Genomic DNA, 25,679 nt, shown 5'->3' on the forward strand with positions numbered 1-25,679 from the left:
ATATCAATGCACTTTGTGGACATCCTTGCGGCCCGACCCGGGCGCAGCCGGGGCCTTGCGCAGCTGTCAAAAAAATCTTTACACCGCGGCTGCGGCCATAGTAATGCAAATGCCACCATCATACACGGATAGGCCATGCATTCAATTCACCTGATAAAACCTTATTTCACACAGCGACGAAACCTGATTTTCATCGGCATTGTCTGCCTGATGATCGTGGACGTGCTCCAGCTCTTTATTCCCCGGGTGGTAAAATGGGCCGTGGACGATTTGACCGCCGGCCAGGTTGACATGGCCGGCCTGGGCCGGTATGCGGCCATGATCGTAGGCATTGCCGCGGCCATGACCGTGCTGCGGTTTTTCTGGCGCCGGCTTTTGATCGGCACTTCCCGGGTGGTGGAAGAAGGGCTGCGCAACCGGCTGTTTTCCCATATCCAGACCCTTTCCGCCCCGTTTTTTGATCAGCGCTCCACCGGCGATCTCATGGCCCATGCCACCAATGACATCAACAACGTGCGCATGGCCGTGGGCATGGGAATGGTGGCCTTAACCGACGCGATGTTTCTGGGAAGCGCGGCCATCGGGTTTATGGCTTATATCGATCTTCGCCTCACCATTGCAGCCCTGCTGCCCATGCCCGTGATCGTGGTGGTCACCCGGGTTGTCGGTCGAAAAATGCACCGGCTCTACACCCGGGTCCAGGCCACATTTTCGGACATGACCGAAATGGTCCGGGAAAGCTTTGCCGGCATCCGCACGGTCAAGGCCTACAACCGGGAGCAGACCGAACTGGCCCGCATGCAGGATGTATCCAATGCCTATATCACTGAAAATCTAAAACTGGTGCGCATCACCGGCTCTTTTTTCCCCCTGATGGTGTTTTTCACCAACCTGAGCCTGACCATCGTGGTTTTCTACGGCGGGCGGCTGGCCATTTTCGAGCGGATCACGGCCGGCGACTTCGTGGCCTTTATCAGCTATCTCAACATGCTCATGTGGCCCATGATGGCCATGGGCTGGCTCACCAACCTGATCCAGCGGGGAAGCGCCTCTTTGGACAGAATCAACTCGATTCTGTCCACCGAACCCGAAATCCGGGATGCAGCAGACGCCCGGCCGCTTTCCCGGGTCAGGGGTGAAATCGGCTTTGAACAGGTCAATTTTTCCTACCCACAGGCCTCGGCGCCGGCTGTTGAAAACATCGAGCTCAAAGTGCCGGCCGGCGATACCCTCGGGATCATCGGCCCCCAGGGATCGGGCAAGACCACCCTGCTCTACCTGCTCACACGGCGCTATGACGTATCCGTTGGGGGCATCCGGATCGACGGCCATGATATCCGCACCCTGAAACTCGGGGATCTGCGGGGACAGATCGCTCACGTGCCCCAGGAGCCTTATCTGTTTTCCGGCACCATTGCCGAAAACATCACATTCGGCAGATCCGTGGACCATGATCGGCTTGTGGAAGCCGCGCGCCGGGCCTCGCTGTATGAAACCATCTGCGAGTTTCCAAAAGGTTTTGAAACACCGGTGGGCGAAAAAGGGGTGGTGCTTTCAGGGGGGCAGAAACAGCGCATCGTGCTGGCCCGGGCCCTTCTGCGGGATGCGCCGGTTCTGCTGCTCGACGATCCCATCGGACAGGTCGACACCCGGACCGCGGCCGATATTATATCCGTGATCCGGGAACTGGCCCGGGAAAAAACCGTGATCATCGCCTCCCACCGGATCCCGGCAGTGTCCTTTGCCGACCGGATCATTGTGCTCGACAGCGGCCGGATTACCGAGTCCGGGACACACGGGGAGCTGATGGAACATAACGGGTATTATGCAAGGGCTGAGTTGCTGCAGAGGTATGAGTGAAGTTCAAGGTACAAGGTTTAAGGTTTAAATAGAAGGTTGGGATAAGGGGTTGCTTGGCCGATGAGTGGTGAAAGGGACATATTTGCGGAAAAGGAGCTGGGAAAGGCCCGGGATACCGGACTTTTGCGCCGGCTTTATCCGTTTGCCGCCCCCTACCGGGTGCTGCTGGCAGTGGCACTTGTGCTCATGTCCGCGGTCACGGTGCTGGAACTGGCCATTCCTTACGTGACCAAGGAGGCGATTGACCGCTATATCGTGCCGGAAAAAAATATAAGCATGCCCGGGCCCGGGGCTTCGGCTGACGGGGGAGCAGCGGAGAAAGCCCGGGAGCCGGGGCAAACCTCTTCGGATGCACTTTCGGACAATTCCCGGAACAGCTCCCGAAACCTTTCAGAAGACCAGCAACTATCCGGCCTGGGCCGGGCGGCCATGTTGCTGGTGGCCATTATTCTGCTCAACCTGGTGGTCAACTTCCTCCATGTAATGATTGTAGAATACACGGCTCAGCACGTTATGCATGATCTGCGACTGAAGCTGTTTGACCACATCCAGCGGCTGTCTGTGCGATTTTTCAACCACAACTCAGTGGGCCGGCTGGTGACCCGGGCCACCAACGACATCCAGAACATGCACGAGATGCTGACCTCGGTGATCATCTTTGTGCTAAAGGACCTGTTTCTGCTGCTGGGCATCACAGCGGTGCTTTTTGCCATTGACTGGCAGCTGTCGCTGGCGGTTTACGTGATTTTTCCCCTGGTGTTTTACGCCGGTTTCCGGTTTGCCGGCACTGCCCGGCAGGCCTTTCGCACCCTTCGCATCAAGGCCGCGGAAATCAACACCAAGTTTTCCGAAACCATCGGCGGGGTGGGCATTATCCAGCTTTTCGGCCAGGAAAAAAACAATTACGATAACTTCCGGCGCATCAACCATGAAAATTTCCTTGCCGGAATGCGCCAGATCACGGTTTTTGCCATGTTTATGCCCTTTATCGAGCTGATGAGCTCGGTGGGCCTGGCCATCGTAATCTTTGCCGGCGGCTCCGGGATACTGGCCGGCCGGGTGAGCCTGGGCGAACTGGTGGTATTTATCTCTTATGTCCGCATGTTTTTTCGGCCCATAAGAGATATTGCGGAAAAATACAACATCACCCAGAATGCCATGTCTTCGGCCGAACGGATTTTTCAGATCTTAGACGAAGACGACCGCATCCCCGAACCCCGCGCACAGGATGCTGCAGCCGTGCCAAAGCGTTTTGAGAAAATCAGCGCCGATAACCTCTGGTTCGGCTATCAACCGGATCAGCCCGTGCTAAAGGGAATCGATTTCACCCTCGATGCCGGCCGGACCCTTGCGGTGGTGGGGCCCACGGGCGCGGGCAAGACCTCTTTGATTCACCTTCTGGTGCGCTTCTATGATCCAGACCAGGGAGCCATACGGATCAACGAAATTGATGTCCGAAACTTTTCGTCAAACGCCCTTCGCAGCAAAATCGCCCTGGTTTCCCAGGAACCCTTTCTGTTTTCCGGCACCATTTTTCACAACATATTCGGGGCCAACGGCACCCCGGATGAACAAACCGTGGACCGGATCCTGGACCAATCCAGAAGCCGCTCTTTTATCCAACAACTGCCAGACGGCATCCACACCCGCCTCACAGAACAGGGCGCCACCCTGTCTTCGGGTCAGCGCCAGCTGATCTCCATTGCCCGGGCACTGGCCGCTGATCCCGAGCTGATCATATTTGACGAGGCCACCTCCTACATTGACTCGGAAACCGAGGCCAGCATCCAGGATGCGCTTTCCAACCTCATGGCCGAGCGCACCTCCATCGTGATTGCCCACCGGCTGTCCACAGCCAGAATCGCAGACACCATCGTTGTCATGCACCACGGGCAGATCGCCGAATCCGGCTCCCACGCACAGCTTATGGCCAGAAACGGGTTTTACAAAAGGCTGGTGGAAATACAGGGGTAAGGCGCGTGAAAGCTGCAGATTGCAAAGGAAAAGGAGACTTTTGAAGTTTTTGTCCTGACGGCGATGAAATGCGTTGGATTGGTCTTGTCAAAAATGGGCTGAAATGGTATGTAGAATCTTTACATGCTTGTGCAAGCCGTAAACCTTAGATAATATTCATTATCAACCCCAAACGCCAAAGGAGAGAAAACATGGCATACGATGCAGTAAACATGGCTGACTGGCAGATTTCCGAAGCCGCCGAGGAAAACATGCCCACCCCGGAAGACTGGGTAGAAAAACTCGGACTGGAAAAAGATGAAATGCTGCCCATGGGCCGGCTGGGCAAGGTCGACTTTCTCAAGATCATGAATCGCCTCCAGGACAAGCCCGACGGCAAGTACATCGAAGTCACCGCCATCACCCCGACGCCCCTTGGCGAGGGCAAGAGCACCACATCCGTGGGGCTCATGGAAGGCCTTGGCATGCGCGGCAAAAACGTGGGCGGCGCCCTGCGGCAGCCCTCGGGCGGACCGACCATGAACGTCAAGGGAACTGCGGCAGGCGGCGGCAACTCCCTGCTCATTCCCATGACCGAATTCTCCCTGGGCCTGACCGGCGACATCAACGACATCATGAACGCCCATAACCTGGCCATGGTGGCGCTGACCTCCCGGATGCAGCATGAAAGAAACTACACCGACGAGCAGCTCCAGCGCCTGTCGGGCATGCCCCGCCTGGACGTGGACCCCACCCGGGTGGAGATGGGCTGGATCATTGACTTCTGTGCCCAGGCCCTTCGCAACATCATCATCGGCCTCGGCGGCCGGGCCGACGGCTACACCATGCAGTCCAAATTTGCCATTGCGGTTTCCTCCGAGCTCATGGCCATCCTGGCCGTGGCCACCAACCTGGCCGACCTCAAGGAAAAGATCAACAACATCACCGTGGCCTTCAGCAAGACCGGCAAGCCCATCACCTGCGGCGACCTGGAAGTGGGCAACGCCATGACCGCGTTTATGAGAAACACCATCAACCCGACCCTGATGTGCACCGCCGAGTATCAGCCCTGCTTCGTGCACGCAGGCCCGTTTGCCAACATCGCCGTGGGTCAGAGCTCGATTATTTCCGACCGCATCGGTCTGAAGCTCTTTGACTACCATGTCACCGAGTCCGGGTTTGCCGCAGACATCGGCTTTGAAAAATTCTGGAACGTCAAGTGCCGCAACTCCGGCCTCAAGCCCCATGTTTCGGTTCTGACCTCCACTATCCGCGCCCTGAAAATGCACGGCGGCGGGCCCAAGGTCGTGCCGGGCAAGGAAATGCCCAAGGAATACAAAGAAGAAAACACCGGCCTGGTGGAAAAAGGCGTGGAAAACATGGTCCACATGATCAATGTGATCCGCAAAGCCGGCATCAACCCGGTGGTCTGCGTCAACCGCTTCTACACTGACACTGACGATGAAGTCGCCATTGTCAAGAAGGCCGCTGAGGCCGCCGGCGCCCGCTGCGCCGAGTCCAAGCACTGGGAAAAAGGCGGCGAAGGCGCCCTGGAATTTGCTGATGCCGTGGTCGACGCCTGCGAGGAAGGCAATGACTTTGACTTTCTCTATCCCCTGGAAATGAAACTGCGCGACCGCGTGGATGTCATTGCCCGGGAGGTTTATGGCGCCGACGGTGTGGACTGGCAGCCCGAAGCCGAGCAGAAGGCCAAGATGCTCGAAGAAGATCCCAAGTATGGGGATTACACCACAATGATGGTCAAAACGCACCTGTCGCTGACCCATGAACCCACGAGGAAGGGTGTTCCCAAGGGATGGCGGCTGCCGATCCGCGACGTGCTGATCTACTCCGGCGCAAAGTTTCTCTGCCCGTGTGCCGGCACCATCAGCCTGATGCCCGGAACCGGCTCCAACCCGGCCTTCCGCCGCATTGACGTGGACACCGACAGCGGCAAGGTCACCGGCCTGTTCTAGACAGCAACGACTCATAAGTCATATTCAAACAAACAAAAAACCGGGGCGTTATGTAACGCTCCGGTTTTTTATTGCAGCCGGCAGCCGCAGGTGACTTTCTTTCAAAAAACATAAACCATGAAGAGCTTTGTCTTTTGATGAGCCTGTAAAAAGTCTTTTTTACAGGCAGTGTTAAGTTTTAAGTGATTAAGTGTTAAGTAAAATCAAGAAGTTATTTTTTTTATTGATTGGCGATTATATCAGTTTTAGGCCTTTTTACGATTCCATCATCTTTTAATTGCCTTCATGATCTTCATGGTTTAGGTTTTTGTAAGGTAAACAAACATTTTGGCGGCGATGCGGGCGGCGGTGAATTCCGATACCTGGGTGTTGGGGATTTTGGCAAGTTCGGTGATGTCTGCGGCAACCACTTTTTTGCCCGAAGCCCCCAGCCGACGCAAAAGCTCCACCATCTGGCGGTAGCTCAGCCCGCCGGGCTCCGGTGTTCCAGTGCCGGGGATCACGGACGGATCCAGACCGTCGAGATCCAGGGTCAGGTACACGGTATCCGGCAGGGCGGCAATGGCCTGGTCCATCCAGCAATGATCCAGCGGATCAATGCAGTGGGCATAAATCGGATTCAAACCTTGATTTTTAACATATACGGCCTCTTCTGCGGAAAAAGACCGGATTCCGGCCTGGACAAAGGGAAGGTGCAGATCGTCTGCCACCCGGCGCATGACGCAGGCATGGTTTAAGCGGCTGCCGTTGTAAGAGTCGCGCAGATCCAGGTGGGCGTCAATCTGCAACACACCCATATCCGGATATTTTTCAGCCGCGGCTTTTACCGTGGCAATGGTAATGGCATGATCGCCGCCCAAAAACAGGGTAAACTTTCCTGTCTCCAGGCACCGTGCGGAAGCGGCGCGGATTTCCTCCATTGCGGGCTCAGGCCGGGGTGTGGGCGCAAGCGCCGGCAAAGTGTGGATGCCGACCCGCCCCCAGTGCACAAGGGTTTGCTCGTCCACGTCCTCGAGTTCGGCCGATGCGGTGAGCAGGTGAATCGGCCCTTCCCGGCTGCCGATGCCGTAGGAAGGGGCAACTTCGTAGCACACCGGCAAAACGAGCACCGAGGCCGCATCTATTTCCCGGACCTGCATTTCCGCGCCCCCAAAGGGGACAAACAAGCTGTGACCCATGATTATTTCACAAATATGGCGGCTGCCAGCACCGTGGTCCACAGGCTGCCCTCAGCGCCCAGGGCGGCCTGGCTGACGTGCCTGGAATGAATGATTTTGCCAGACATCTTGTAGATGTCTCTGCGTTCGTCATAGTCTTTTTCCGGGTCAAACTCGATGCCAAGGGTGGTGGCCAGCATGGATGCGGCCATGTCTTCTGCAAACTCGCCGGCTTCCACCTCGGTCTGGCCGAAACCGTGATGCTCGGAAAGATAGCCGTAGCGCTCGTTTCCCTCAGGCAGGGCAAGACCGACGCTTGCCACCAGCCGGCGGCCGGGTTCCCGGCTCTGCTCCCGGGCCATGACACAGTGGGTGATCTCGCCGGGCTCAAGCTTGGCCAGGCCTTTTTCCTTTTCCAGGATCTTGCATCCGGGCGGAAAGATGGAAGAGACCTGGACCAGGTTCAAATGGGCGATTCCGGCCTCCCTCAGGGCATTTTCAAAAGAGGCCAGGTGCGCTTTATCAATGCCGACCCCCTTGGTAAAAAACACATATCGTGGTACATACATGATCAGATTCTCCTGCTTGCAATCGCAGTGTTAAGTTTGATGGCATCGTAAAAAGTTCATCAAAAATAAGTAACTATATCAAAGACACCTGCAAAAATGAACCTTAAAATTTCAACCAAACGTCACTGCATCGAAACCGAGGTCAAAGGGCAATACAACAGGGCGGTTTCCAAATATTTCAAGGCATCGGGCGAAAACGAAAAAAAAGACCTTGAAAACCGCATAGACCTTTTGCATCATGCCATTGAAACACTTGATTTCAGTTCCCTGCGCAGCCGTTATCCGGACCTGCGCGGTGATTCTTCGGCAGAAATTTGCCTGTTCCGCGATAATGCGGGCGCCATCGGCATAACCATCAATGGAGAGGAAATTGAGACGACAAACCCGAATTAACATACACCGGTTTTCCACAGGCCAAGGACCGGGCCGGGGCCCTTATGACAGCACCCTTTTCCCCATTGTGCTGGCCAAATGGCTGATCACAACAGCAGCCGTGTTTGCAGCCGCCTACATGATCGAAAATATTGAGGTGAGCGGATTTTTATCCGCACTCGTTGCAGCCGCGGCCATCGGCCTGCTCAACCTGTTTTTCCGCCCGGTGCTGCTGGTGCTGACCCTGCCCATTAATGTCATGAGCCTGGGCCTGTTTACCTTTATCATCAACGCGCTGATGTTAAAGATTGCATCGGTTCTCACCCCGGGCTTTTTGGTGGTTGGGTTCTGGAGCACGGTTTTTGGCTCCATCATCATCAGTCTCGTGAGCTGGATCCTAAATTCCCTTCTGGCTGATATCCAGCGCCCCGGCCCGGGTTCCGGACCCGGTTCAGGTCCGGGACAAGGGCCAGGTTCAGGTCGGGGTTCAGGGCCCGGATCAGACGATCATATTGACCTGGAAAAACGAGGAGACAGATGGGAGTAAAACCGGCGGATGCGCTGCGCGACCAGCTCAGGCGCATTGACGGCAAGGGTTATAAGGCCTACAAGGACATTGCGGGCGGCTATGATTTCAAGAAATTTGCCCTATACATCGATCACGTGCAGGGAGATCCGTATGCCGCCCCGTCGCGTCTGCGCGTGCGTGTCAGACGCGGGGATTCGGGATTTGCCAAAGACACCACCAAAAACAAAAGCCGCACCATCGCCCTTGGCGATTTTTTAACCCGGCGGTTTTCACAGCAGAGCCGGCGGCTGTCAAAGGGGAGCCGGGGCAGCGGCAAAGGCGGGGCCATCACCATTGACCGGCCCGGTCAGCAGATCCTTGAGCGAAGCGCATTTCTGATCAATGACGATTTTGTGGAAGCCCGATTTTTCATGGGGCTTCCGGCATTGGGCAGAAAAATCGCCGGCCGGGACGCAGAGGCCATGTTTTTTTCCGAGCTGCCGGAGATTGTCAGCACGTCCCTGTTTTTCTCCGCCCTGGACCCAAAGGCCGTCTACCGGCACATCGAAACCGCGGAAGACGCGGACGCGGCCCGGGCCATGCTTTTGGAAAAAGGCCTGATCGCATTTATTGCAGACAACAGTCTGCTGCCCCGCAGAAGCGGAATCGACGACCGCCCCCTGGATGATCCCGGTGCGGTGCGATTTGCCTCTGATGACACCTACCGGGTCACCCTGGATCTGCCTAATGCCGGAAAAATCGCCGGTATGGGCATTTTTCGCGGCATCAGCCTGATTGTGGGCGGGGGATATCACGGCAAATCCACCCTGCTCCATGCCCTTGAACGCGGAATTTACAACCATGTACCGGATGACGGCAGACAGTTTGCCGTAACAGTGAAAAACGCGGTCAAAATCCGGGCCTGCGACGGCAGAAGCATTGCACAAACCGATATTTCCTCATTTATCAGCAACCTGCCCCTGCAAAAGGACACAGCCCGGTTTTCCACCCAAAACGCCAGCGGCAGCACCTCCCAGGCAGCCAACATCATAGAGGCCGTGGAAGCCGGGGCCGAAGCCATCCTGCTGGACGAGGACACATCGGCCACCAACTTCATGATCCGGGACCGCCGGATGCAGCAGCTGGTGGCCAAGCAAGGCGAGCCCATCACCCCGTTTATCGACAAGGTGCGCCAGCTCTACACCGAAAAAGGGGTTTCCACGGTGCTGGTCATGGGCGGCTCAGGCGATTACTTCAGCGTGGCCGACCATGTGATCCGGATGACCGAATACCTGCCAGGGGATGCAACAGATGCGGCCGGACAAATCGCCCAAAGCGACTCCGCCGGGCGGCAGGCCGAGGGCGGAACGCAATTCGGACGGATTGCCGCCCGCATTCCCCAAGCCCAAAGCATATCCGTGTACCGCCGCAACAAAAAGATGAAAATCGCCGGCAGAGGGGTCCGCGAAATCCTGCTGGGCGAGACAAACGTGGATTTAAGCGATCTGGAACAAATCGTGGATCCTTCCCAGACCCGGGCCCTGGCCCATGCCGTCTATCATGCCACGGGCTTTATGGACGGCCGCCGATCCCTGCGGGAAGTGGCTGAAAAAGTGATTGCCGATATTGAAAAAAACGGACTGGATGTGCTCACCCCCTTTGTCACCGGCGATCTTGCGGCAATCCGCGCCATTGACATCGCAGGTGCCATCAACCGGATCCGCACCCTGAAGGTGAGCCAGCAATAAAGGGCGTTTTTACGCCAGCAGCAGGGTGCAGGCCAGCACGGCAAACATAATGCCGGCCGCATCTGCGGTCAGGGCCGCGGCCATGGTATGGCGCACCCTCCGCACCTGCACGGCCCCGAAATAAACCGCCAGCACGTAAAACGTGGTCTCTGTGGAGCCCTGAAAGGTGGAGACCAGATAGCCGATATAGGAATCCGGCCCCACTGCCGGGTCATTGATGATCGAAGCCAGCACCCCGTAGGCCCCGGAGCCTGAAAGGGGCCGCAGCAGTGCCATTGGCAGGGCTTCTGCCGGGAGCCCGATTTTTGCCGTCACCGGCCCCAACATGCCCACCATGGCCTCCAAAGCCCCGGACGCCCGGAACATTCCCACTGCCACCAGGATGGCCACCAGGTAGGGAATAATTTTGACTGCCACATAAAAACCCTCTTTTGCCCCCTCCACAAACACCTCATAGACCCGAACACCCCGGATCATGCCATAAGCAAGAAAACCCGCCACCAGCCCGGGGATAATCCAGGGAGAAATCACGGTGCCGTAGACAATGGCCAGCGGGATGATGGCGAGCACGCAGCAAAGCACCGTCAGGCTCACCCAACCGGGATAGCCCGCTGAGGCCGATGCCAGCATGTGGGCATATTCGTGCCCGGGATTCAGATCCGAATCCGGATCTGAATTCTGATTCAGGGCATGTTCTTCTCCGGCTCTGGTGCGTTCGGAAACATCCCCTGTGGGATCTGCGGCTGCCGCGCCTGTCAAAACAGCCGGGGCCGGGGATGAAAACCGCTGGTAGAGCTTGGTTGCGGTGATGGCCACCAGCGTGGAGCCCAGGGTGGCAAACAGGGTGGTGGGCAGGATTCCGGCCGGGTCTCCGGAGCCCGCAGAGGCCCGCAGGGCGATCACACCGGTGGGCAGCAGGGTGATGCTTGAAGTGTTGATGGCCAGAAAAAGGGCCATGGCATTGGTGGCCGTGCCCTTCTCGGAGTTGAGCTTGTCGAGTTCCTGCATGGCCCGGATGCCAAAGGGGGTGGCCGCGTTTCCCAGACCCAGGGCGTTTGCAGACATGTTTAAGATCATGGCGCCCATGGCCGGATGATCCGCGGGCACATCCGGAAACAGCCTTACCATCACCGGCCGCAGCAGACGGGACATGACATTTAAAAGACCGCCCTTTTCCGCCACCTTCATCAGGCCCAGAAACAGAGTCATCACCCCGATCAGGCCGATGGCCAGTTCCACCGCACCGGCCGCCGAGTCCACCACGGACCGGGACAAGGCCTCGATGGGCATGGCATCCCCGGTTTGCGGGCCGCCCAATAGCTGGCGGACGGCGGCAAACAAAAACGCGATCATCACAATGGCAAAAAATATCACATTCATTACAGCAGGCCTTAAAACAGGCTTTTCTGAACCGGGGCCGACGGTTCAGGTTTTTCCGGTGTTTGAGCGGATTCGGCGTGCCCGCCATTGAAGAGGCCGGCAGGTGGGGCGTCATTATAGCCGACCACAAAACGCCCCGGCTCCGGCACGTGCACTTTGTGCGGGTAAAAAAATCGCAGGGTGTTTTCCTGACGGGTCATCACTGGAAAACCGTAATGCGCATTCATGTATTTCAAGGGCTTGCCATCGGCCTTTTTCGCAGCTGCAAAATCCATGTGCGCACGGAGCCGGTCGTCAATCACCTGTCTTGCAAAATCCGGGATCTCCCGGCTCTTTTTTTCCATGACCGGATAAAAATCCTTTTCCATTTCCACGCCCGCGCTGTTTCTGGCTGCGGCCATGGCTGCAAACAGGGTGGTGCCGGTGCCGGCAAAGGGATCGAGCACAGTGTCTCCGGCCACGGAATACATGCTGATCAGCCGGTAGGGCAGCGCAAACGGAAACGCGCCGCTTCGCTTGCGAAGATTTTTTTCCACCAGGTCCTGTCGGGTTCCCTTGAGATCAAACCAGATATCCGAGAACCACTGGTTGCGCTCCTCCCAGAAATAGGCGCTCTGCTGGCGGTACAGACGCTGATCCGCGCCGTTAAAATCCCGCTTGGCCCCTTTTCTGAAAATCAGCACGTATTCATGCTCCAACGTCACGTAAGCCCCGGCCGGCAGCATGCCAGAGCCCATGAACTTGTTGGGCGCGTTTGTCTGCTTGCGCCACAGCACCGCTGGCAACGGATACATGCCCAATGTTATAAAGGCCTGCATTATCCGGGAATGATTGGGATACAAAGAAAAAATATCGCTGATTTTGCGCACGGCATCACCGATATTGATACAGGCAAACCCGCCCGGCGCAAGCACCCGGCACACCTCCTGCCAGACAGAGTCCAGCACTTGGTGCATCTGCTCAAAAGCACCCCACCCGTTTCCGGCTTCCAGGCTTTGGGCAACGGCCGGCTCCAGGTGCGAAAAGGTTTCATCCCACATCCCGATCATGGGATAAGGCGGGGAGGTCACCACCAATTCCACGCTCTGATCGGCCAGAAAATCCATTTCCCGGCTGTCGGCAAACCAAATATGGTGGCCGGTTTCCATCACGGATGCTGGATCTGTATGCCCTGCCGGACAATCTCCAGGACCTCGGCAGGGTCATCTGTCAAATGAATAATGTCAAGATCTCCGGGCGAAATCGTCTGATGGGACAGAAGCTGATCTTTGATCCATTCCACCAGACCACTCCAGTAGTCCCGGCCGAACAAAATCACCGGCAGGGGCGCGATCCGGTCGGTCTGGATCAGGGTGACGGCCTCAAACAGCTCATCGAGTGTGCCAAAGCCCCCGGGCATGATCACATAGGCGGACGCGTACTTGACAAACATAACCTTGCGGACGAAAAAATACTTGAATTCCACCTGAATATTGGCAAATTCATTGGGCACCTGCTCCCTGGGCAACTTGATGTTTAATCCCACGGATTCGCCGCCCTTGCCTGCCGCGCCCTTGTTGGCCGCTTCCATGATCCCGCCGCCGCCGCCGGTGATCACGGCAAAACCGTTTTGCGCAAGTATTCCGGCCAGTTCCATTGCTTTCTGATAATAGGGGTTGTCGGCTGTCATCCGGGCAGAGCCAAATATGCTCACAGCCGGGCCAAGGTCATATAAGGCCTCGACACCATCGACAAATTCCCCCATGATCTTAAACAGCCGCCAGGCTTCAGTTAGCTTGATATCTTCGACTATGTGCTGCTTTTCCATGTCCAGACCTTTCTTCTAAATGATAAGCATTCGGCTTTAGTAGCAATCCGGCTATGGGTTGTCAATTGTTTAAACACCCGGTTCAGGCGATATCCGGCAATGATTTAGTTGACAGGATAAAGGGCAACGTGTTAAAATTATAAAATAATATTAACAAATTATCAACAATATGAATCATTTGGACAATCACTTGACAAAAACCGTCACCGTTATCAATGAACTCGGCCTGCATGCCAGGCCTGCAGCCATGATTGCAAGGCTTGCCATGAAAGCCGAATCCGGCGTCTGGCTGATCAAGGACGACGAAGAAGTCGATGCCACAAGCATCATTGATATTCTCTCAATTTCCGGCACCAAGGACTCCCGGATCACCCTGAGAATAGAAAATTCCTCAGACAACGAAATTCTACAAGAAATCAGCAAGTTATTTGAAGACGGCTTTGAGGAGTAATCACTCTTATTATGACAACAGAACCCACAGAAGAAATCGTTCTCCGCGGCATCAGCGGCTCCCAGGGCATCTGCATCGGCAAGGCATACCTGGTGGACCGGGAGGGCGTTGATGTTATTGAACGCTATAATATCGACAACAAGGATGTCGACAAGGAACTCAAGCGCTTCAAGGGCGCCGTCAACAAGGCCAAAAACGAACTTTCCGGCATTATTGAAGACATTCCGGAAGACCTGCGCCAGCATGCCTATATCCTGGAGACCCACCTGCTGCTGCACAAGGACAAAATGCTGTACGGCAAAACCATTGAGCTGATCAAAAACGAACAGATCAATGCGGAATGGGCCCTGAAAAAGGCCTCGTCCACAGCCAAAAGTGTGTTTAAAAAAATATCCGATCCCTACCTGCAGGCCCGGGCCGCAGACATTGAGCATGTGTGCGACCGTATCCTGCGGCATTTGATGGGGGCGGTGGACGTGGATATCTCCGGGATCAACAAGCGCGTGATTCTTGTGGCCAACAATCTTTCCCCGGCTGAAACCAGCCAGATCCAGCTCGACCGGGTCATGGGCTTTATCACCGACCGGGGCGGGAAGACCTCTCATACCAGCATCATCGCCCGCACACTGGAAATTCCTGCGGTGCTGGGCTTGGAACGGGCCACGGCCCTGATCAAAAACGAGGATTTGATCATTGTTGACGGCAATGAAGGCCTTGTGATTATCAACCCTGAAGAAGAAACCCTGGTCCGCTACGAAGAGCTTTCCCGCAGGTACGAAGCGTATAAAAAGGAAGTGGTGCGCAGGGGTGAGCTGCCGGCCACCTCTGCAGACGGCCAGCATTTCAGGATCATGGGCAACATTGAGCTGCCCGAGGAGGTCGTGGCGGTCAAGGACCATGGCGGAGACGGTATCGGTCTTTTCAGAACCGAATTTCTGTATTTGTCGAGAATTGATTTCCCCGGAGAGCAGGAACTCTTTGATCAGTACAAGGAAGTCGTGGAGCTCATGTCACCTTTGCCGGTGACCATCCGCACCCTGGATATCAACGGGGACAAGGAAATAGAGAGCATGCCCTCCCCGGAAGAAGCCAATCCGGCACTGGGCCTGCGGGCCATCCGGTTTTGCCTCAAAAACCCGGAAATTTTTAAAACCCAGCTCCGGGCGATTTTAAGGGCCGCGGCCCACGGTTATGTCCGCCTGCTGCTGCCCATGATATCCGGGGCAGAAGAAATCACCGAATGCATCCGGATCCTGAACCAGGCCGCAGCAGAGCTTGAGCAGGAAGGCCTTGAGCACAACCGGGACATTGAAGTGGGCATTATGATCGAAATCCCCTCTGCTGCTGTCATGGCCGACCTGCTGGCCGACATGGTGGATTTTTTCAGCATCGGCACCAACGATCTTGTGCAGTACACCCTGGCCATTGACCGGGGCAACCGCCACGTGGCCCACCTCTACAGCCCCATGCACCCGGCCGTAATCCGGCTGATCCGCCACGTTGTGGATGCGGGCCGACATAAGGGCAAAAAAACCTACATGTGCGGGGAAATGGCCGCAGAACCCATGCATCTTCCCATTCTCATGGGCATGGGGATTGAAGAGCTGAGCATGGCCCCCCAATCCATACCCAAGATCAAAAACCTCATCCGCAAAATCAACGTCTCCGAGGTGAAAAAACTCATGGACACGCTTTTACAGCAATCCTCGGTGCAAGACATGGAGCGGATCATCATGGACGCATACGGCGAATTGCTAAACGAAGACATTTACGGCAAATAACCGAATTCTGTCCAGTGAACCATTTTTCAGTTTAAACAGAAAGTCATTCATGAATCAAGACCACGTCAAAATCGTTACAGAAAACCGAAAAGCCAGGCACGAATTTTTCATCCTGGATGAATTCGAGGCCGGGATGGTTTTGCAGGGCACAGAGGTCAAATCCCTGCGCCAGGGCCGGGCCAATCTCAAGGACTCCTACGGCAAATTTCAAAACGGCGAACTCTGGCTCCACCAGATGCATATCGGGCCCTACCCGTTTGCCTATTATGACAACCACGAACCGGAGCGGCCCAGAAAGCTGCTCATGCACAAATCCGAATTAAAGCGGCTTTACGGCAAAATCAAGGAAAAGGGCCACACCCTGGTTCCACTGCGGGTGTATTTCAGAGACGGCAAGGCCAAAGTGGTCATGGCCCTGGCCAAGGGAAAACGCCAGTACGACAAGCGCGACGCCATCAAGGAACGCGAGATCAAGCGCGAAATGGACCGGGCCAAAAAACACGCAAGGTAACACCGCAAAAACGGCGCTGTTTTTTCAAGCCAGCGCTGTTTTGCCTTTGATCGAACAAAGATACGCACCCGGGCATGAAAATGCAGAAACCAATGGTTGACAATACAGGCAGGACCGCTTATTTTACAGATAACCAGCACCACCCTGCCGAAAAACACGCCTTGTAACTATGGGGGCGAAACGGCTTCGACGGGGGCATGGAAGCAATGGTTGCATGCCGAGTTCCGCTGACTCGTAAAACAGGCGGTGCTTAAATATAAAAGCAGACGATTATAACTACGCTGTAGCCGCTTAAGACGGCTACCGTCCTTCCGGGTTTTTTCCTGCGGGCCCGGAAAGGGCGTCGACTAGCAGGATAGCCGATACGGGTTGCCTGTTCCCGTTCAGGCGAAACACCAAACAGACTTGCGGTTTGCGTATCCTGTCTGAAGGAGCCGCAAATAGCGAAATTTAAAATTCAGACTAAGCATGTAGATGCCGTTGTGGAATGTTTCCGGACGCGGGTTCGACTCCCGCCGCCTCCACCATTTATTTTGAGTAATTACAGCAACTTATTTTTTAGCCTTCGCTGGCTCTGGTACTTTCCTGGTAGAATTCCAGGCTTCCACCAGTTTCTCCCCGTCATTAGGGGCTTCCATCCACCGGTAATAATGCTTGACCAGCATATTGGTGTTGGTGTGCCCGACCTGCCGTATGATAAAACTCATACGCTCGCCGTTGTCCAGGCAGTTTGTGATATATGAAGCCCGTGTATCCTTTATGCTTCTGTTTAGAGAAAGACCGGCTTTCTTCAGCGTCGGCCTGATAACATTTTTATTCAGGGTATGCCGGTGAATATTTTGTCCGATTGAATTCAGGAATACAAAATTCTCTGGATTGCCTTTATATGTCCGTTTCCTTTGCTCCAGCAAAGCATCGACAACCGGCTGTGGAATTCTGACCTCTCTATGAGATCCGTCTGTTTTCGTGGCCTTATAAAATTGTTTATCACCAACAAAAACAAGACTGCGATGGATCTGAACCACTCCATTTTTTAAATCCACCCGTTTCCACTTCAAACCGGCTGCCTCGCTTATCCTGACGCCTGAAAAAAACATGAAAATGAACAATGGCTTCCAGAATTCATCAACATTCTCAAGAAACTTATGGATCTCCTCCAAACTAAGCGGGGGATGCACGATCTTCTGGGATTTTCTTTCCCGTATGGGATCAACATCAACTGTGGGGTCTGAGCTGATAATTTTATGTTTTTTGGCAAACCCCATAACACCCTTAAACGGCGTATAGATATTTATCTTGGTCTTGGGGGAACATTTCAGGTTGCTTAGAAATTTTTCAATGTCCAGGCTTGTAATTCCATCAATGGGCATATTGCCGAAATATGGAAGGACGTGGGTGTTCATGGCCTTTTTATAAGCGTGAAAAGTCGTTTCAGCCACTTTCGTTTTTGTTATTTCCGCCCACTCCTGTGCCACTTCACCAAAAACCTTTGTCGTATTCGATGGTTCCGGTTTTTCCGGCTCTACAGTCGGGAGATATCCGTGATACTCAATTTCTTTGAGATACTCATCCCGCTTACGCCTTGCCTCTGTAACCGAAGTGGTTTCCAGAGAAAATTTATAGGGCTTGTCAAAGCCCTTGACCTTTTTCTGGAAATACCAAACCTGGCTGCCACTGTCCTGATAGAGATGATGATTTAATTTCTTTTTCGCCATGTCATATCCTCCATTCCTTCTTTGGAGCTGATACACATGGCTTTACCTTTTTTGTTTCAGCCTTTTTGCTATCACCACCTTTCGTTTTTGAAGCGTTTTTCGTGTATTTGCGCTCAATCTCCAGAATTTCGATGACAGCGATATAAGACTTTGAACATGTGTCAAGAATGGATTTTTGGGTTTTTGGGATTAAAGGTAAGTAGGGAAAAGATGTCTATGTTACGATGCTGACAGCTGCTTTACTTTAGGCATTTTCCAGGCTTCTCCACAACCAAACCGCCCGGCCCACTATAAGTTCGTGCCAGTCAAGCTCCGTCATTTCGGGTAAATATTCAGGGTTTTCGCTGACAAGGGCCAAGCCTTTAAAGTGTTTCTGGTCTGCTTTGCAGATGCGTCTGACTATAGCTGTTGGCGGCTCCGAGTTTGGATCACGCACGACATAGATCTGCCGGTCCACAAATTTTTTGTCATTGAGATCAACAATCACTACCGCCCCTTCCGGTATCCGGGGCCCACATTGAATCCCCTTTTATCCGCAAGGCCCTCAGGTCATGCTTGATCCTGTTTTGAATTTCCGACTGATAGACAACCGTCGTTGAAGCCGGTTTTTCATCGAATGAATACCCACCTGCTCCTGGAGCAAGCTTACCGGATTCATAGAGAGGGATGCCCCGATAATGCTCGGCGTGTTCTTCCAGGTTTATTTTTTCAAAGCCGTCTATGACATCGACAATGAGTTTTTGCTGAGGCAATTTGGGTATTTGTACAGGCTTACCCTCAAACAACTGCTTTCCAAACATTAAAAACTCAGGATAATCCATTTCAGCAGCTGCGGCTATTTTCACCTGAGTATCAAAGGACGCTCTTTTTCTCCCTGAAATAATGGACGAAATAGACCCCTCCTCTAAACCGGTTTCGAGAGCCAGAGTTACTTGAAAGCCTCTTCCCTTTTTTTTGCGAATGTATTTCAGAGCTTCGTGAAACCAAGAATAAGTGATATCAGGCTTTTCCATACTTTTTCTTAACCTGTGGAAAAGAAAAACTCAAAAAAAATAAGTTTTCTCTGTGAAAAGTTCTTGACGCAAACTTTTCCATTAGATAAGTTTTGAATCATGAAAAAAGGCCTCCAAACTATAATCGCAAAAAGGGCAAAAATTAGCCTTCCATTTTTAAGCTTGATCTTATCCGGCCAAAAACGCCCTTCCTGGCGAGTCTCCAAGCGCCTCGAAAAAGTCACCGGCATCAGCGCCGTTGACTGGATCGATGCCAGAGTTAACCGGGATTATCTGGAAAAAAACTACTGCCCGGATAACTCAAATCGCCGCAAGCATGAGCATCGAAACGCCCATGACAACAAAACAACCAACAGCTCCAACGAAACAATTCAGGAGGAAAACGTCACTGACTGTCAACAGAATCAAGAAATTTTAAAAGCACAGAATAATTTTACCGGCTGAAGTCTCGGGAAGGGAGGCCACGGATTTGAGACTTCATCTGAAAAAAACCGCTTAAAGAAGGAGTATGCAATGTCTAAAAAAGCTTTTCATATGTATCTGGCTGCATTATTTGTCGTGCTGGTTTGGGCCGCAATTATTGTTATCGGATTATAAGTGCAAATAACCCGGGGTATTCTACCAGCATATAATAGTAGCTGTGTGCCTTTGCTGCAAATTATCTTCACCGTATTTGCACAAAATATTGCGGAACCATTGAGTGGTAAATTCACCCCGCCTGTGTGATGTCAAGCCAGCGTCCTTTTCAATCCCCGTATATTTAACCAGGACAAATAAAATGACACAGAATAATACTTGCCGGATTAAACTGGCAAGGCTGCAACGGCTTTATCAATTTCAAAAAACCATCAACTCTTTTCTCCAGCTTTCCCTGAAAGACACCTCCCTAAAAGAAATTCTGCAGGAGTCAATAGAAATCATCCTTTCCTCACCCTGCATTGAAACAGAACCCATGGCCGGGATCTTTATTGCAGGAAAACCCGATAAACTGGTTTTAGCAGCACATAAAAATTTCCCGAAAGAATCAAGAAAGGCTTGGACAAAAGTACCATTTTCAAAGTGTTTGTGCGGACAAGCGGCATTCCCGAAAGAACCGGTTTATGTCGGGCAAGCGGATTGCCAGCATACAATCGCTTATAAAGGCATGATGCCACACGGACATTACTGCGTGCCGATTGTTTGCGGAAAAAAGGTTTTTGCTGTTATAGTGCTGTGCTTAAAACAAGGGCACCAAAGAAAGGAAAGCGAAGAAGTTTTCCTTCATGCGGTCTCCAACACATTGGCGGGAGTAATAATGCGCTGGCAAAGGGAGCATAGATACCACCTGGTTTTTAAACAGGCCCCGTGCGGTATAATTGTAAGCGATATGGAACATAATATCCTGGATGCCAATAACGAGGCCTTAAAAATCCTTGGCTACACGTACGGGGAAATAACCGGGCTAAGCGCAAGGGATCTTATTCCTCCGCAAGATCCCGGATCTGTTAACCCGAAAGAAAATGTCCCTGAAGCACCCTTTGCCATTGAGCGAAGGCTTCAGAAAAAAAACGGAGACTTCATCTCCGTCCAAACAGCTTTAAGGCAACTGCAGGACTTTGACCCTGACGGTTCATACATGCTGATGTTCCATGATACAACCAAGCAAAAGCATGCTGAAAAAAGAATTCAATACCTGGCCTATTTTGATGAACTCACCGGCCTTCCCAATCAGGAATTATTAAAAGACCGGGTACAGAAAGCCATGGCCCGGGCAAAACGTTTTTCCCACAAGCTTGGCGTCATGACCGTGGCCGTCAACAGGCTAAAGGACATCAATAACACCTTGGGCCCGCTGGCAAGAGACAATCTGATTCAGGAAACAGCAGGCAGGATCAGCAACTTTCTCCGTGAAGCAGATACTGTGGCACGCACGGGAGAAGATGAGTTTATGGTCCTGTTGGAAAATATCGAACTTGCTGAAAAGGTTCAAACGGTTGCAGAAAGGTTGCTTCAAACCCTGGCCGAACCCTTCGCGTTATCCAGTGCCGGAATATATCCGGAAATCAGCATGGGCTACACTGTGTTTCCCGATAATAGCAGGGATCTGGACACGTTGTTAAAACAGTCCGGCATGGCAATGAGTGAGGCCCAGAACGGCGGCGCAAACAGAGTCAAAGGGTTTATGGCAGAGCAGGAAGACCGGATCTCCAGGGAATTTTTCCTTGAGCATGAATTAAAAAGAGCTCTTGAAAACAATGAGCTTGCCATCTTTTATCAGCCCCAGGTTTCCTTAAAAGATCGCCGTATCATAGGCATGGAGGCCCTGATCCGCTGGCATCATCCGGAAAAAGGACTTATTTCTCCGCAGGATTTTATACCCCTTCTGGAAAAAACAGGTTTGATTGTACCTGTAACCAGGTGGCTTATCAGCACTGTGTGCAATCAAATCAGGGACTGGCACAAGCAAGGCCTGTCCATGGCGGTATCGGTTAACTTATCAGCCGAGCACTTTGACAGCCTGGATCTCATTAAAACAACCAAAGAGGCTCTGGATGAAACCGGGATTGATCCTCATTACCTGGGCATGGAAATAACTGAATCTACAGTGATGCAGGATGTATCAGGCGCTTCAAAGATCCTGGAAGAGTTGGCCGGTTGGGGAATAAAGGTCTCCCTGGATGATTTCGGCAAGGGCTATTCATCTTTGAGCTATTTACAGCGGCTTGCCATTGACACCATAAAAATAGACCGGTATTTCATATACGACATACCGGAAAACAGCCAGAATATCACTTTGGCAAATACGATTGTAACCATGGCCCATAATCTGGGAAAAGAGGTGTTGGCCGAAGGGGTTGAAACAGAAGAACAAGCCCGTATTCTGCGGGAGCTTAACTGCGATTACGCCCAGGGCTTTCTTTTCGGCAGGCCCCAGCCTCCAGACAAGCTGTCTTTCGGCTGATCTTTTACCACCAAGGCATTGCTATAATGAACAGATACAGAACAAAAGAAGCCAAAAAACAAGCCGAAACCATCTTCAGGCTGCGGCAACAGGGCAAGTCTTATCAGAAGATTGCAGCACAGGCCGGGCTTTCATACCAGAATACAGTTCAGAAATACCGCAAGGAATGCCTTTTCAGAGAACAGGCCTTTTATTATCCCTTCATCGAATACATCTCCGCCCGTACCGAAAAAGCCATTAGAAGATGCATAGGGGAGGAGCTGCTCGAACAGCCCGAAGACCTCAACAATCCGGAAACTATTGGCACACTTTTTAAATGGCCTGGCGTTAACAATGGCGTGCTAAACGATCTTGCCGAAGGATTTACAGCAGCCGGATATGAATCATTTGACCCGGAAAAAATAATAGAGAATCTGTTTACCCGCAAAAACCGCGCCTACCGTTCAATCGATTAAACACCCAAGATACATTCCAATTTTCCATATACGGGAGATTGTACCCGGGATGTAACTTCATTCATATTCAAAAGGCGGTAAAGATGGATTGTTTCAAAGAAATTTCCCACTACAACATTCGGGAGGCAAAACCCCGTCCTGCCAAGTGTGCGCTACTGGTCATTGACATGCAGCAGTATTTCCAATCCATTGCATCCCCGATTATCGGCAACGTTATTTCAATTATCGAAGCCTGCCGCTCAAGGAATATGCGGATAATATTTACCCGCCACGGCCACAGCGATATATCAAAGGACGGCGGCATGCTATATCAATGGTGGGGGGATTGTATCGAGTATGGCTCTAAAGACTGGGAATTGATAAAGGCTATTCAACCGGGTGATTATGATGCCGTTCTTGATAAAAACAGATATAATGCTTTCCACGGCACAACACTTGACGAAAGTTTGCGATCCATCAAGATCGAGGAATTGATTATTACGGGTGCCCTGACCAATTGTTGTTGTGAAACCACGGCAAGAGATGCTTTTGTCCGGGACTACAGGGTCTTTTTTGCAGGAGACGCCACTGCAACGGTAAATGAGGAGCTACATCTGGCCAGCCTGAAAAATCTGGCCTTTGGCTTTGCTCATATCCTGAGTACGGATCAAATCTGTGATTATTTAAAGGAGCAAGGGACGGGAAGTGAAATGGTTTGCAGTAGCCGGGCTTAAAGCCGCACCCTGCCAAAGGGGTTGTTTTTTCCTGCGGTTTCCTCCTTGACTATTAAATTATTTTTCTATAAAGCCTTTCTCTTATGGCGCAAGCCAAAAGAGGCAACAAGTATCAGCTTGAAAATTTATAGTTATGAGTAAATACAAAGGTATAAAAAATGAGATAGATGTCGGTTGTTCAAAACCGATAGATTTTGATTCATGGATTGTGCTGGTAAAAGAAGTCGAGCCATTATTCGGACCCATGGCTGATGAAGAAGCATTTCAAGGAGCTTTAAAGCAAGCAATTATATGCGAAACAGCTTTTTGTATTCGATCAAATTTGAATGAAAAGGAGAGATACTTAAAAGGTGGTATTATCATCTCAAAAGAGGCAAATGAAATATTATGGTTTGCAGTTTCAAAACAGTGCCGCGGAATGGGACTTGGCCGCCAGTTGCTTAAATTCGCAATTAGTGAGCTGAATCCTAAAGAAGGCATATTTGTACAGACATTTGATGAAACAGTTCCTGAAGGAAAGCCTGCAAGGAAGCTATATATAGATTTAGGCTTTACAGATCTTAAGGATGGCGGACTAAATCCAGCAGGAATGCCAACCGTGATAATGAAATTAGCCACATCAGAAATTGATAGCGAATAACAGGTTACTTATTTCATATTATAAGCAAAAAAAGCATGATAAGAAAATTCAAAAAACCGGACATTGATCAAGTGATCAAAATTTGGCTTGAAGCTTCAATAAAAGCGCATGATTTTGTAAATAGTGAGTTTTGGGAATCAAAAGTTAAAGACATTCGAGAAATCTACATTCCTGCCTCAGAAACGTTTGTATATGAAGAAAATGAAACAATAAAAGGATTTTTCTCTCTGTATAAAAATACATTAACAGCAATCTTCATATCCCCACCTTATCAAGGTGCAGGTATTGGTATGGCACTCATGAAAAAAGCCAAAGAAATCCGCAGCAAACTGGAGCTTACTGTTTACAAACAAAATTACAAAAGTGTTGAATTCTACAAAAAATGTGGTTTTGTAGCTGAGAGAGAACAGATTGATGAGCAAACCGGTCATCCAGAGTTATTAATGACATTCAGCTCATAACAAAGCGCTGCACTGGATAGCTATCCCGCTGCGCTCCATAGCCACCAGTGAGCTTGGTCGGTGCCCCTCCTCACCTCCCATAAAAACCCCGGTGGCCTCCCCTTCCGCCGGGGTTTTTTGTTTCTGAACCTTTTCCATCTCCTGCCCGGCAAATTCAAAACGCCATTCACTGTTTACTCGATTAAACGATAAAAATTCACAAACACCCCTTTGAAGGATTCATCCCCAAGGTAAAAGCCTTGAATTTTAATGGGTTTTTATGCTATTCATATCAATACGATAGAGCAATGGGTTTTCTGAAACCGATACCGGCATCGTTATTTTACCAAAATTTTCCAACACCCCCAACTGCCAGAGTTTTTCACCTGTACCGGAACCTTGGAATTGAAATATGTTCTTTCAAGATTCACCATTCACCAAAAAAATGCTCCCAAAACTGAATAGCATAAATGAGGGGGGTTAAGCCTAAAATGAATCTCAATGATTCTGGCCAAACGGAAATATGGGAAAAGGATTTTCCAATGGAAGAGTCCTACAAAGCTGCTGATGGCAGGATAATCACATTTAAAATTACAGCTGAAGAGACGCCAGCCGGATTTTTTATACAGGCGGAAGAAACAAAGAAATCCAGGAAAAACCGATTGGGTTACACGTTCACAAAATTCTCCCCGGTAAATCCATATCTTGCTCTTGGTGAAATCCGGGATACAATTCGTGAACGGCTTGCCACCAAATACATCGACCATACAGACAAATTGCCTGAGCTTACCCACGATAAATTGGTTGGGATAATCGATTATTCAACTGATGATGAAGAGGTGGTGCTGCAAGTTGACGGAAACAAAATCACTATGGCGGATCTTCAACGGATACTATCAGGCCATGAAGGCTTTGAAATAAAAATAGAAATTAAAGAGCAATGATATGTTACCGCATATTTCATTTGCCCAGGATGCTTTCAATCGATTGAACACTAAATTTCCGTACGGAAACCGGCTTCCTGCTTCATTAAGCATGAAATTTTGCCTGATTTTCCGGGTATTTTAAACCACTGCCAGCATTGCTGTTAAGGGGAATTTGTGACGGAGTTGGGCAGAGGGAATGAGGGGTAGCGTATGGGATATAAGGTTCTGTAATAGATTACAATATTACTATCCTGATAATTCCGATACAATCTGCCACTGATGATCTGACCAAGAGGCAGAGGCCCCTCATGCAGGGACCAAAATAAACACACTGTTCGACGTTGTTTTATTTTTCGCCATCAAAGACACACTTTGAAAATGGCAGAATGGGAGCGGTATTATTCATTAAGCTGACGGAAAATCCAGATCTCATTGATAGCCGTAGTGCTCCAGAGCATCGAATAAAGACTTTAAACAATGTTTTTCGATGCCCCCGCCTTTTCGTGTCGGCATTAAATTGAGATTCCGATAAAAACCGAAAGCGCAGCATCTTGTGTCAGCATAATTTTCGCATGAGGAGTTGAAAGGCTGGATAATGACAAGGAACCCATTAAAATGAACTTATAAAGGCAAGTTGGGTCTACGATAGTTAATTCATTTCATCATTTTCGAGTTGGATGACATTGATTTTTTCTTGACTTTTAATTAAAATGTTAGTATTCGATATCATAATGATTGTATCCGTTATCAATTTATTAAATGA

The 25,679-nt window shown here is 51.3% G+C and carries 24 protein-coding genes and 1 other RNA gene; 17 read left to right on the forward strand and 8 right to left on the reverse strand.

Features of this window, described 5'->3' with window-relative positions; genetic code table 11:
* Positions 1–135 precede the first annotated feature (135 nt).
* From HNR65_RS16195 to HNR65_RS16205, 3 genes are all read left to right on the forward strand, one after another.
* Complete coding sequence (locus tag HNR65_RS16195) at positions 136–1,860, forward strand: ABC transporter ATP-binding protein (RefSeq protein ID WP_181552569.1); 1,725 nt, start codon at positions 136–138, stop codon at positions 1,858–1,860.
* A 60-nt stretch (positions 1,861–1,920) separates the two neighbouring features.
* Complete coding sequence (locus tag HNR65_RS16200; protein WP_181552570.1) at positions 1,921–3,834, forward strand: ABC transporter ATP-binding protein; 1,914 nt, start codon at positions 1,921–1,923, stop codon at positions 3,832–3,834.
* A gap of 191 nt (positions 3,835–4,025) precedes the next feature.
* Complete coding sequence (locus HNR65_RS16205; RefSeq protein ID WP_181552571.1) at positions 4,026–5,789, forward strand: formate--tetrahydrofolate ligase; 1,764 nt, start codon at positions 4,026–4,028, stop codon at positions 5,787–5,789.
* Positions 5,790–6,088: 299 nt separating this feature from the next.
* Here the strand turns inward: HNR65_RS16205 and speB are convergent, their stop codons facing one another.
* Together speB and HNR65_RS16215 are read right to left on the reverse strand one after the other, a co-directional pair.
* Positions 6,089–6,967, reverse strand: coding sequence for an agmatinase (speB, locus tag HNR65_RS16210; protein ID WP_181552572.1), 879 nt, complete (start codon positions 6,965–6,967; stop codon positions 6,089–6,091).
* A 2-nt stretch (positions 6,968–6,969) separates the two neighbouring features.
* Positions 6,970–7,515, reverse strand: coding sequence for a pyruvoyl-dependent arginine decarboxylase (locus HNR65_RS16215; protein WP_181552573.1), 546 nt, complete (start codon positions 7,513–7,515; stop codon positions 6,970–6,972).
* A gap of 96 nt (positions 7,516–7,611) precedes the next feature.
* On the opposite strand from HNR65_RS16215, the gene HNR65_RS16220 reads away from it, so the two are divergent.
* From HNR65_RS16220 to HNR65_RS16230, 3 genes are read left to right on the forward strand one after another with little or no spacing between them, the layout of a single operon-like run.
* Positions 7,612–7,908, forward strand: coding sequence for a hypothetical protein (locus HNR65_RS16220; RefSeq protein WP_181552574.1), 297 nt, complete (start codon positions 7,612–7,614; stop codon positions 7,906–7,908).
* The gene (locus tag HNR65_RS16225) at positions 7,886–8,434 is read left to right on the forward strand and encodes a phage holin family protein (protein WP_220128423.1); all 549 of its coding nucleotides are present in this window, start codon (positions 7,886–7,888) and stop codon (positions 8,432–8,434) included. The genes HNR65_RS16220 and HNR65_RS16225 overlap by 23 nt, the downstream gene beginning before the upstream one ends.
* A complete protein-coding gene (locus HNR65_RS16230) occupies positions 8,425–10,143 on the forward strand; it encodes an ABC-ATPase domain-containing protein (RefSeq protein WP_181552576.1) in 1,719 nt (572 codons plus the stop codon). The genes HNR65_RS16225 and HNR65_RS16230 overlap by 10 nt, the downstream gene beginning before the upstream one ends.
* A 9-nt stretch (positions 10,144–10,152) precedes the next feature.
* Here HNR65_RS16230 and HNR65_RS16235 read toward each other — a convergent pair whose 3' ends face one another.
* From HNR65_RS16235 to HNR65_RS16245, 3 genes are read right to left on the reverse strand one after another with little or no spacing between them, the layout of a single operon-like run.
* Positions 10,153–11,523, reverse strand: a complete 1,371-nt coding sequence (locus HNR65_RS16235) for a nucleoside recognition domain-containing protein (protein WP_181552577.1) — start codon at positions 11,521–11,523, stop codon at positions 10,153–10,155.
* Between the two features lie 11 nt (positions 11,524–11,534).
* Positions 11,535–12,671, reverse strand: a complete 1,137-nt coding sequence (locus tag HNR65_RS16240) for a DNA-methyltransferase (RefSeq protein WP_181552578.1) — start codon at positions 12,669–12,671, stop codon at positions 11,535–11,537.
* Positions 12,671–13,330 carry an LOG family protein gene (locus tag HNR65_RS16245; protein WP_181552579.1) on the reverse strand — a complete coding sequence of 220 codons (660 nt, stop codon included), beginning with the start codon at positions 13,328–13,330 and terminating at the stop codon, positions 12,671–12,673. The genes HNR65_RS16240 and HNR65_RS16245 overlap by 1 nt, the downstream gene beginning before the upstream one ends.
* Positions 13,331–13,520: 190 nt before the next feature.
* Here HNR65_RS16245 and HNR65_RS16250 point away from each other — a divergent pair, with 190 nt between their 5' ends.
* The 4 genes from HNR65_RS16250 (at position 13,521) to ssrA (ending at position 16,600) form a co-directional block, all read left to right on the forward strand.
* On the forward strand, positions 13,521–13,781 hold the full coding sequence (locus HNR65_RS16250; RefSeq protein ID WP_181552580.1) for an HPr family phosphocarrier protein: 261 nt from the start codon (positions 13,521–13,523) through the stop codon (positions 13,779–13,781).
* An 11-nt stretch (positions 13,782–13,792) separates the two neighbouring features.
* Entirely contained in the window at positions 13,793–15,562 is a 1,770-nt protein-coding gene (gene ptsP / locus HNR65_RS16255; RefSeq protein ID WP_181552581.1) for a phosphoenolpyruvate--protein phosphotransferase, read from the forward strand.
* 49 nt (positions 15,563–15,611) lie between these two features.
* Positions 15,612–16,073, forward strand: a complete 462-nt coding sequence (smpB, locus tag HNR65_RS16260) for an SsrA-binding protein SmpB (protein WP_181552582.1) — start codon at positions 15,612–15,614, stop codon at positions 16,071–16,073.
* Positions 16,074–16,244: 171 nt separating this feature from the next.
* Positions 16,245–16,600: a transfer-messenger RNA gene (gene ssrA, locus HNR65_RS16265) on the forward strand.
* Positions 16,601–16,624: 24 nt separating this feature from the next.
* Here the strand turns inward: ssrA and HNR65_RS16270 are convergent.
* The 3 genes from HNR65_RS16270 to HNR65_RS16280 form a co-directional block, all read right to left on the reverse strand.
* The gene (locus tag HNR65_RS16270; protein ID WP_181552583.1) at positions 16,625–17,788 is read right to left on the reverse strand and encodes a tyrosine-type recombinase/integrase; all 1,164 of its coding nucleotides are present in this window, start codon (positions 17,786–17,788) and stop codon (positions 16,625–16,627) included.
* Between the two features lie 244 nt (positions 17,789–18,032).
* Entirely contained in the window at positions 18,033–18,275 is a 243-nt protein-coding gene (locus HNR65_RS16275) for a S24/S26 family peptidase (protein WP_181552584.1), read from the reverse strand.
* Entirely contained in the window at positions 18,265–18,801 is a 537-nt protein-coding gene (locus HNR65_RS16280; RefSeq protein WP_181552585.1) for a helix-turn-helix domain-containing protein, read from the reverse strand. The genes HNR65_RS16275 and HNR65_RS16280 overlap by 11 nt, the downstream gene beginning before the upstream one ends.
* Before the next feature lie 99 nt (positions 18,802–18,900).
* Here HNR65_RS16280 and HNR65_RS16285 point away from each other — a divergent pair, with 99 nt between their 5' ends.
* From HNR65_RS16285 to HNR65_RS16315, 7 genes are all read left to right on the forward strand, one after another.
* Positions 18,901–19,245: a helix-turn-helix domain-containing protein gene (locus HNR65_RS16285; protein WP_181552586.1), complete on the forward strand. Its 345-nt coding sequence runs from the start codon at positions 18,901–18,903 to the stop codon at positions 19,243–19,245.
* Positions 19,246–19,501: 256 nt separating this feature from the next.
* Positions 19,502–21,742: a bifunctional diguanylate cyclase/phosphodiesterase gene (locus HNR65_RS16290; protein ID WP_181552587.1), complete on the forward strand. Its 2,241-nt coding sequence runs from the start codon at positions 19,502–19,504 to the stop codon at positions 21,740–21,742.
* Between the two features lie 26 nt (positions 21,743–21,768).
* Positions 21,769–22,197: a hypothetical protein gene (locus tag HNR65_RS16295; RefSeq protein WP_181552588.1), complete on the forward strand. Its 429-nt coding sequence runs from the start codon at positions 21,769–21,771 to the stop codon at positions 22,195–22,197.
* 83 nt (positions 22,198–22,280) lie between these two features.
* On the forward strand, positions 22,281–22,910 hold the full coding sequence (locus HNR65_RS16300) for an isochorismatase family protein (RefSeq protein ID WP_181552589.1): 630 nt from the start codon (positions 22,281–22,283) through the stop codon (positions 22,908–22,910).
* A gap of 133 nt (positions 22,911–23,043) precedes the next feature.
* Positions 23,044–23,550, forward strand: a complete 507-nt coding sequence (locus tag HNR65_RS16305; RefSeq protein ID WP_181552590.1) for a GNAT family N-acetyltransferase — start codon at positions 23,044–23,046, stop codon at positions 23,548–23,550.
* A gap of 35 nt (positions 23,551–23,585) precedes the next feature.
* Entirely contained in the window at positions 23,586–24,011 is a 426-nt protein-coding gene (locus HNR65_RS16310; RefSeq protein WP_181552591.1) for an N-acetyltransferase, read from the forward strand.
* Between the two features lie 470 nt (positions 24,012–24,481).
* Positions 24,482–24,934 (forward strand): DUF7713 domain-containing protein, encoded by a 453-nt coding sequence (locus HNR65_RS16315; protein ID WP_181552592.1) that lies wholly within the window; start codon positions 24,482–24,484, stop codon positions 24,932–24,934.
* Positions 24,935–25,679: the final 745 nt, after the last annotated feature.

This window comes from Desulfosalsimonas propionicica, assembly GCF_013761005.1.
Classification (GTDB): domain Bacteria; phylum Desulfobacterota; class Desulfobacteria; order Desulfobacterales; family Desulfosalsimonadaceae; genus Desulfosalsimonas; species Desulfosalsimonas propionicica.

Excerpts from the sequence above, each read along its gene's own strand:
- HNR65_RS16195 (WP_181552569.1), top strand. The coding sequence starts at position 136 with ATGCATTCAATTCACCTGATAAAACCTTATTTCACACAGCGACGAAAC.
- HNR65_RS16200 (WP_181552570.1), top strand. The coding sequence starts at position 1,921 with ATGAGTGGTGAAAGGGACATATTTGCGGAAAAGGAGCTGGGAAAGGCC.
- HNR65_RS16205 (WP_181552571.1), top strand. The coding sequence starts at position 4,026 with ATGGCATACGATGCAGTAAACATGGCTGACTGGCAGATTTCCGAAGCC.
- speB (WP_181552572.1), bottom strand. The coding sequence starts at position 6,967 with ATGGGTCACAGCTTGTTTGTCCCCTTTGGGGGCGCGGAAATGCAGGTC.
- HNR65_RS16215 (WP_181552573.1), bottom strand. The coding sequence starts at position 7,515 with ATGTATGTACCACGATATGTGTTTTTTACCAAGGGGGTCGGCATTGAT.
- HNR65_RS16220 (WP_181552574.1), top strand. The coding sequence starts at position 7,612 with ATGAACCTTAAAATTTCAACCAAACGTCACTGCATCGAAACCGAGGTC.
- HNR65_RS16230 (WP_181552576.1), top strand. The coding sequence starts at position 8,425 with ATGGGAGTAAAACCGGCGGATGCGCTGCGCGACCAGCTCAGGCGCATT.
- HNR65_RS16235 (WP_181552577.1), bottom strand. The coding sequence starts at position 11,523 with ATGAATGTGATATTTTTTGCCATTGTGATGATCGCGTTTTTGTTTGCC.
- HNR65_RS16240 (WP_181552578.1), bottom strand. The coding sequence starts at position 12,671 with ATGGAAACCGGCCACCATATTTGGTTTGCCGACAGCCGGGAAATGGAT.
- HNR65_RS16245 (WP_181552579.1), bottom strand. The coding sequence starts at position 13,330 with ATGGAAAAGCAGCACATAGTCGAAGATATCAAGCTAACTGAAGCCTGG.
- ptsP (WP_181552581.1), top strand. The coding sequence starts at position 13,793 with ATGACAACAGAACCCACAGAAGAAATCGTTCTCCGCGGCATCAGCGGC.
- smpB (WP_181552582.1), top strand. The coding sequence starts at position 15,612 with ATGAATCAAGACCACGTCAAAATCGTTACAGAAAACCGAAAAGCCAGG.
- HNR65_RS16270 (WP_181552583.1), bottom strand. The coding sequence starts at position 17,788 with ATGGCGAAAAAGAAATTAAATCATCATCTCTATCAGGACAGTGGCAGC.
- HNR65_RS16280 (WP_181552585.1), bottom strand. The coding sequence starts at position 18,801 with ATGGAAAAGCCTGATATCACTTATTCTTGGTTTCACGAAGCTCTGAAA.
- HNR65_RS16285 (WP_181552586.1), top strand. The coding sequence starts at position 18,901 with ATGAAAAAAGGCCTCCAAACTATAATCGCAAAAAGGGCAAAAATTAGC.
- HNR65_RS16295 (WP_181552588.1), top strand. The coding sequence starts at position 21,769 with ATGAACAGATACAGAACAAAAGAAGCCAAAAAACAAGCCGAAACCATC.
- HNR65_RS16300 (WP_181552589.1), top strand. The coding sequence starts at position 22,281 with ATGGATTGTTTCAAAGAAATTTCCCACTACAACATTCGGGAGGCAAAA.
- HNR65_RS16305 (WP_181552590.1), top strand. The coding sequence starts at position 23,044 with ATGAGTAAATACAAAGGTATAAAAAATGAGATAGATGTCGGTTGTTCA.
- HNR65_RS16310 (WP_181552591.1), top strand. The coding sequence starts at position 23,586 with ATGATAAGAAAATTCAAAAAACCGGACATTGATCAAGTGATCAAAATT.
- HNR65_RS16315 (WP_181552592.1), top strand. The coding sequence starts at position 24,482 with ATGAATCTCAATGATTCTGGCCAAACGGAAATATGGGAAAAGGATTTT.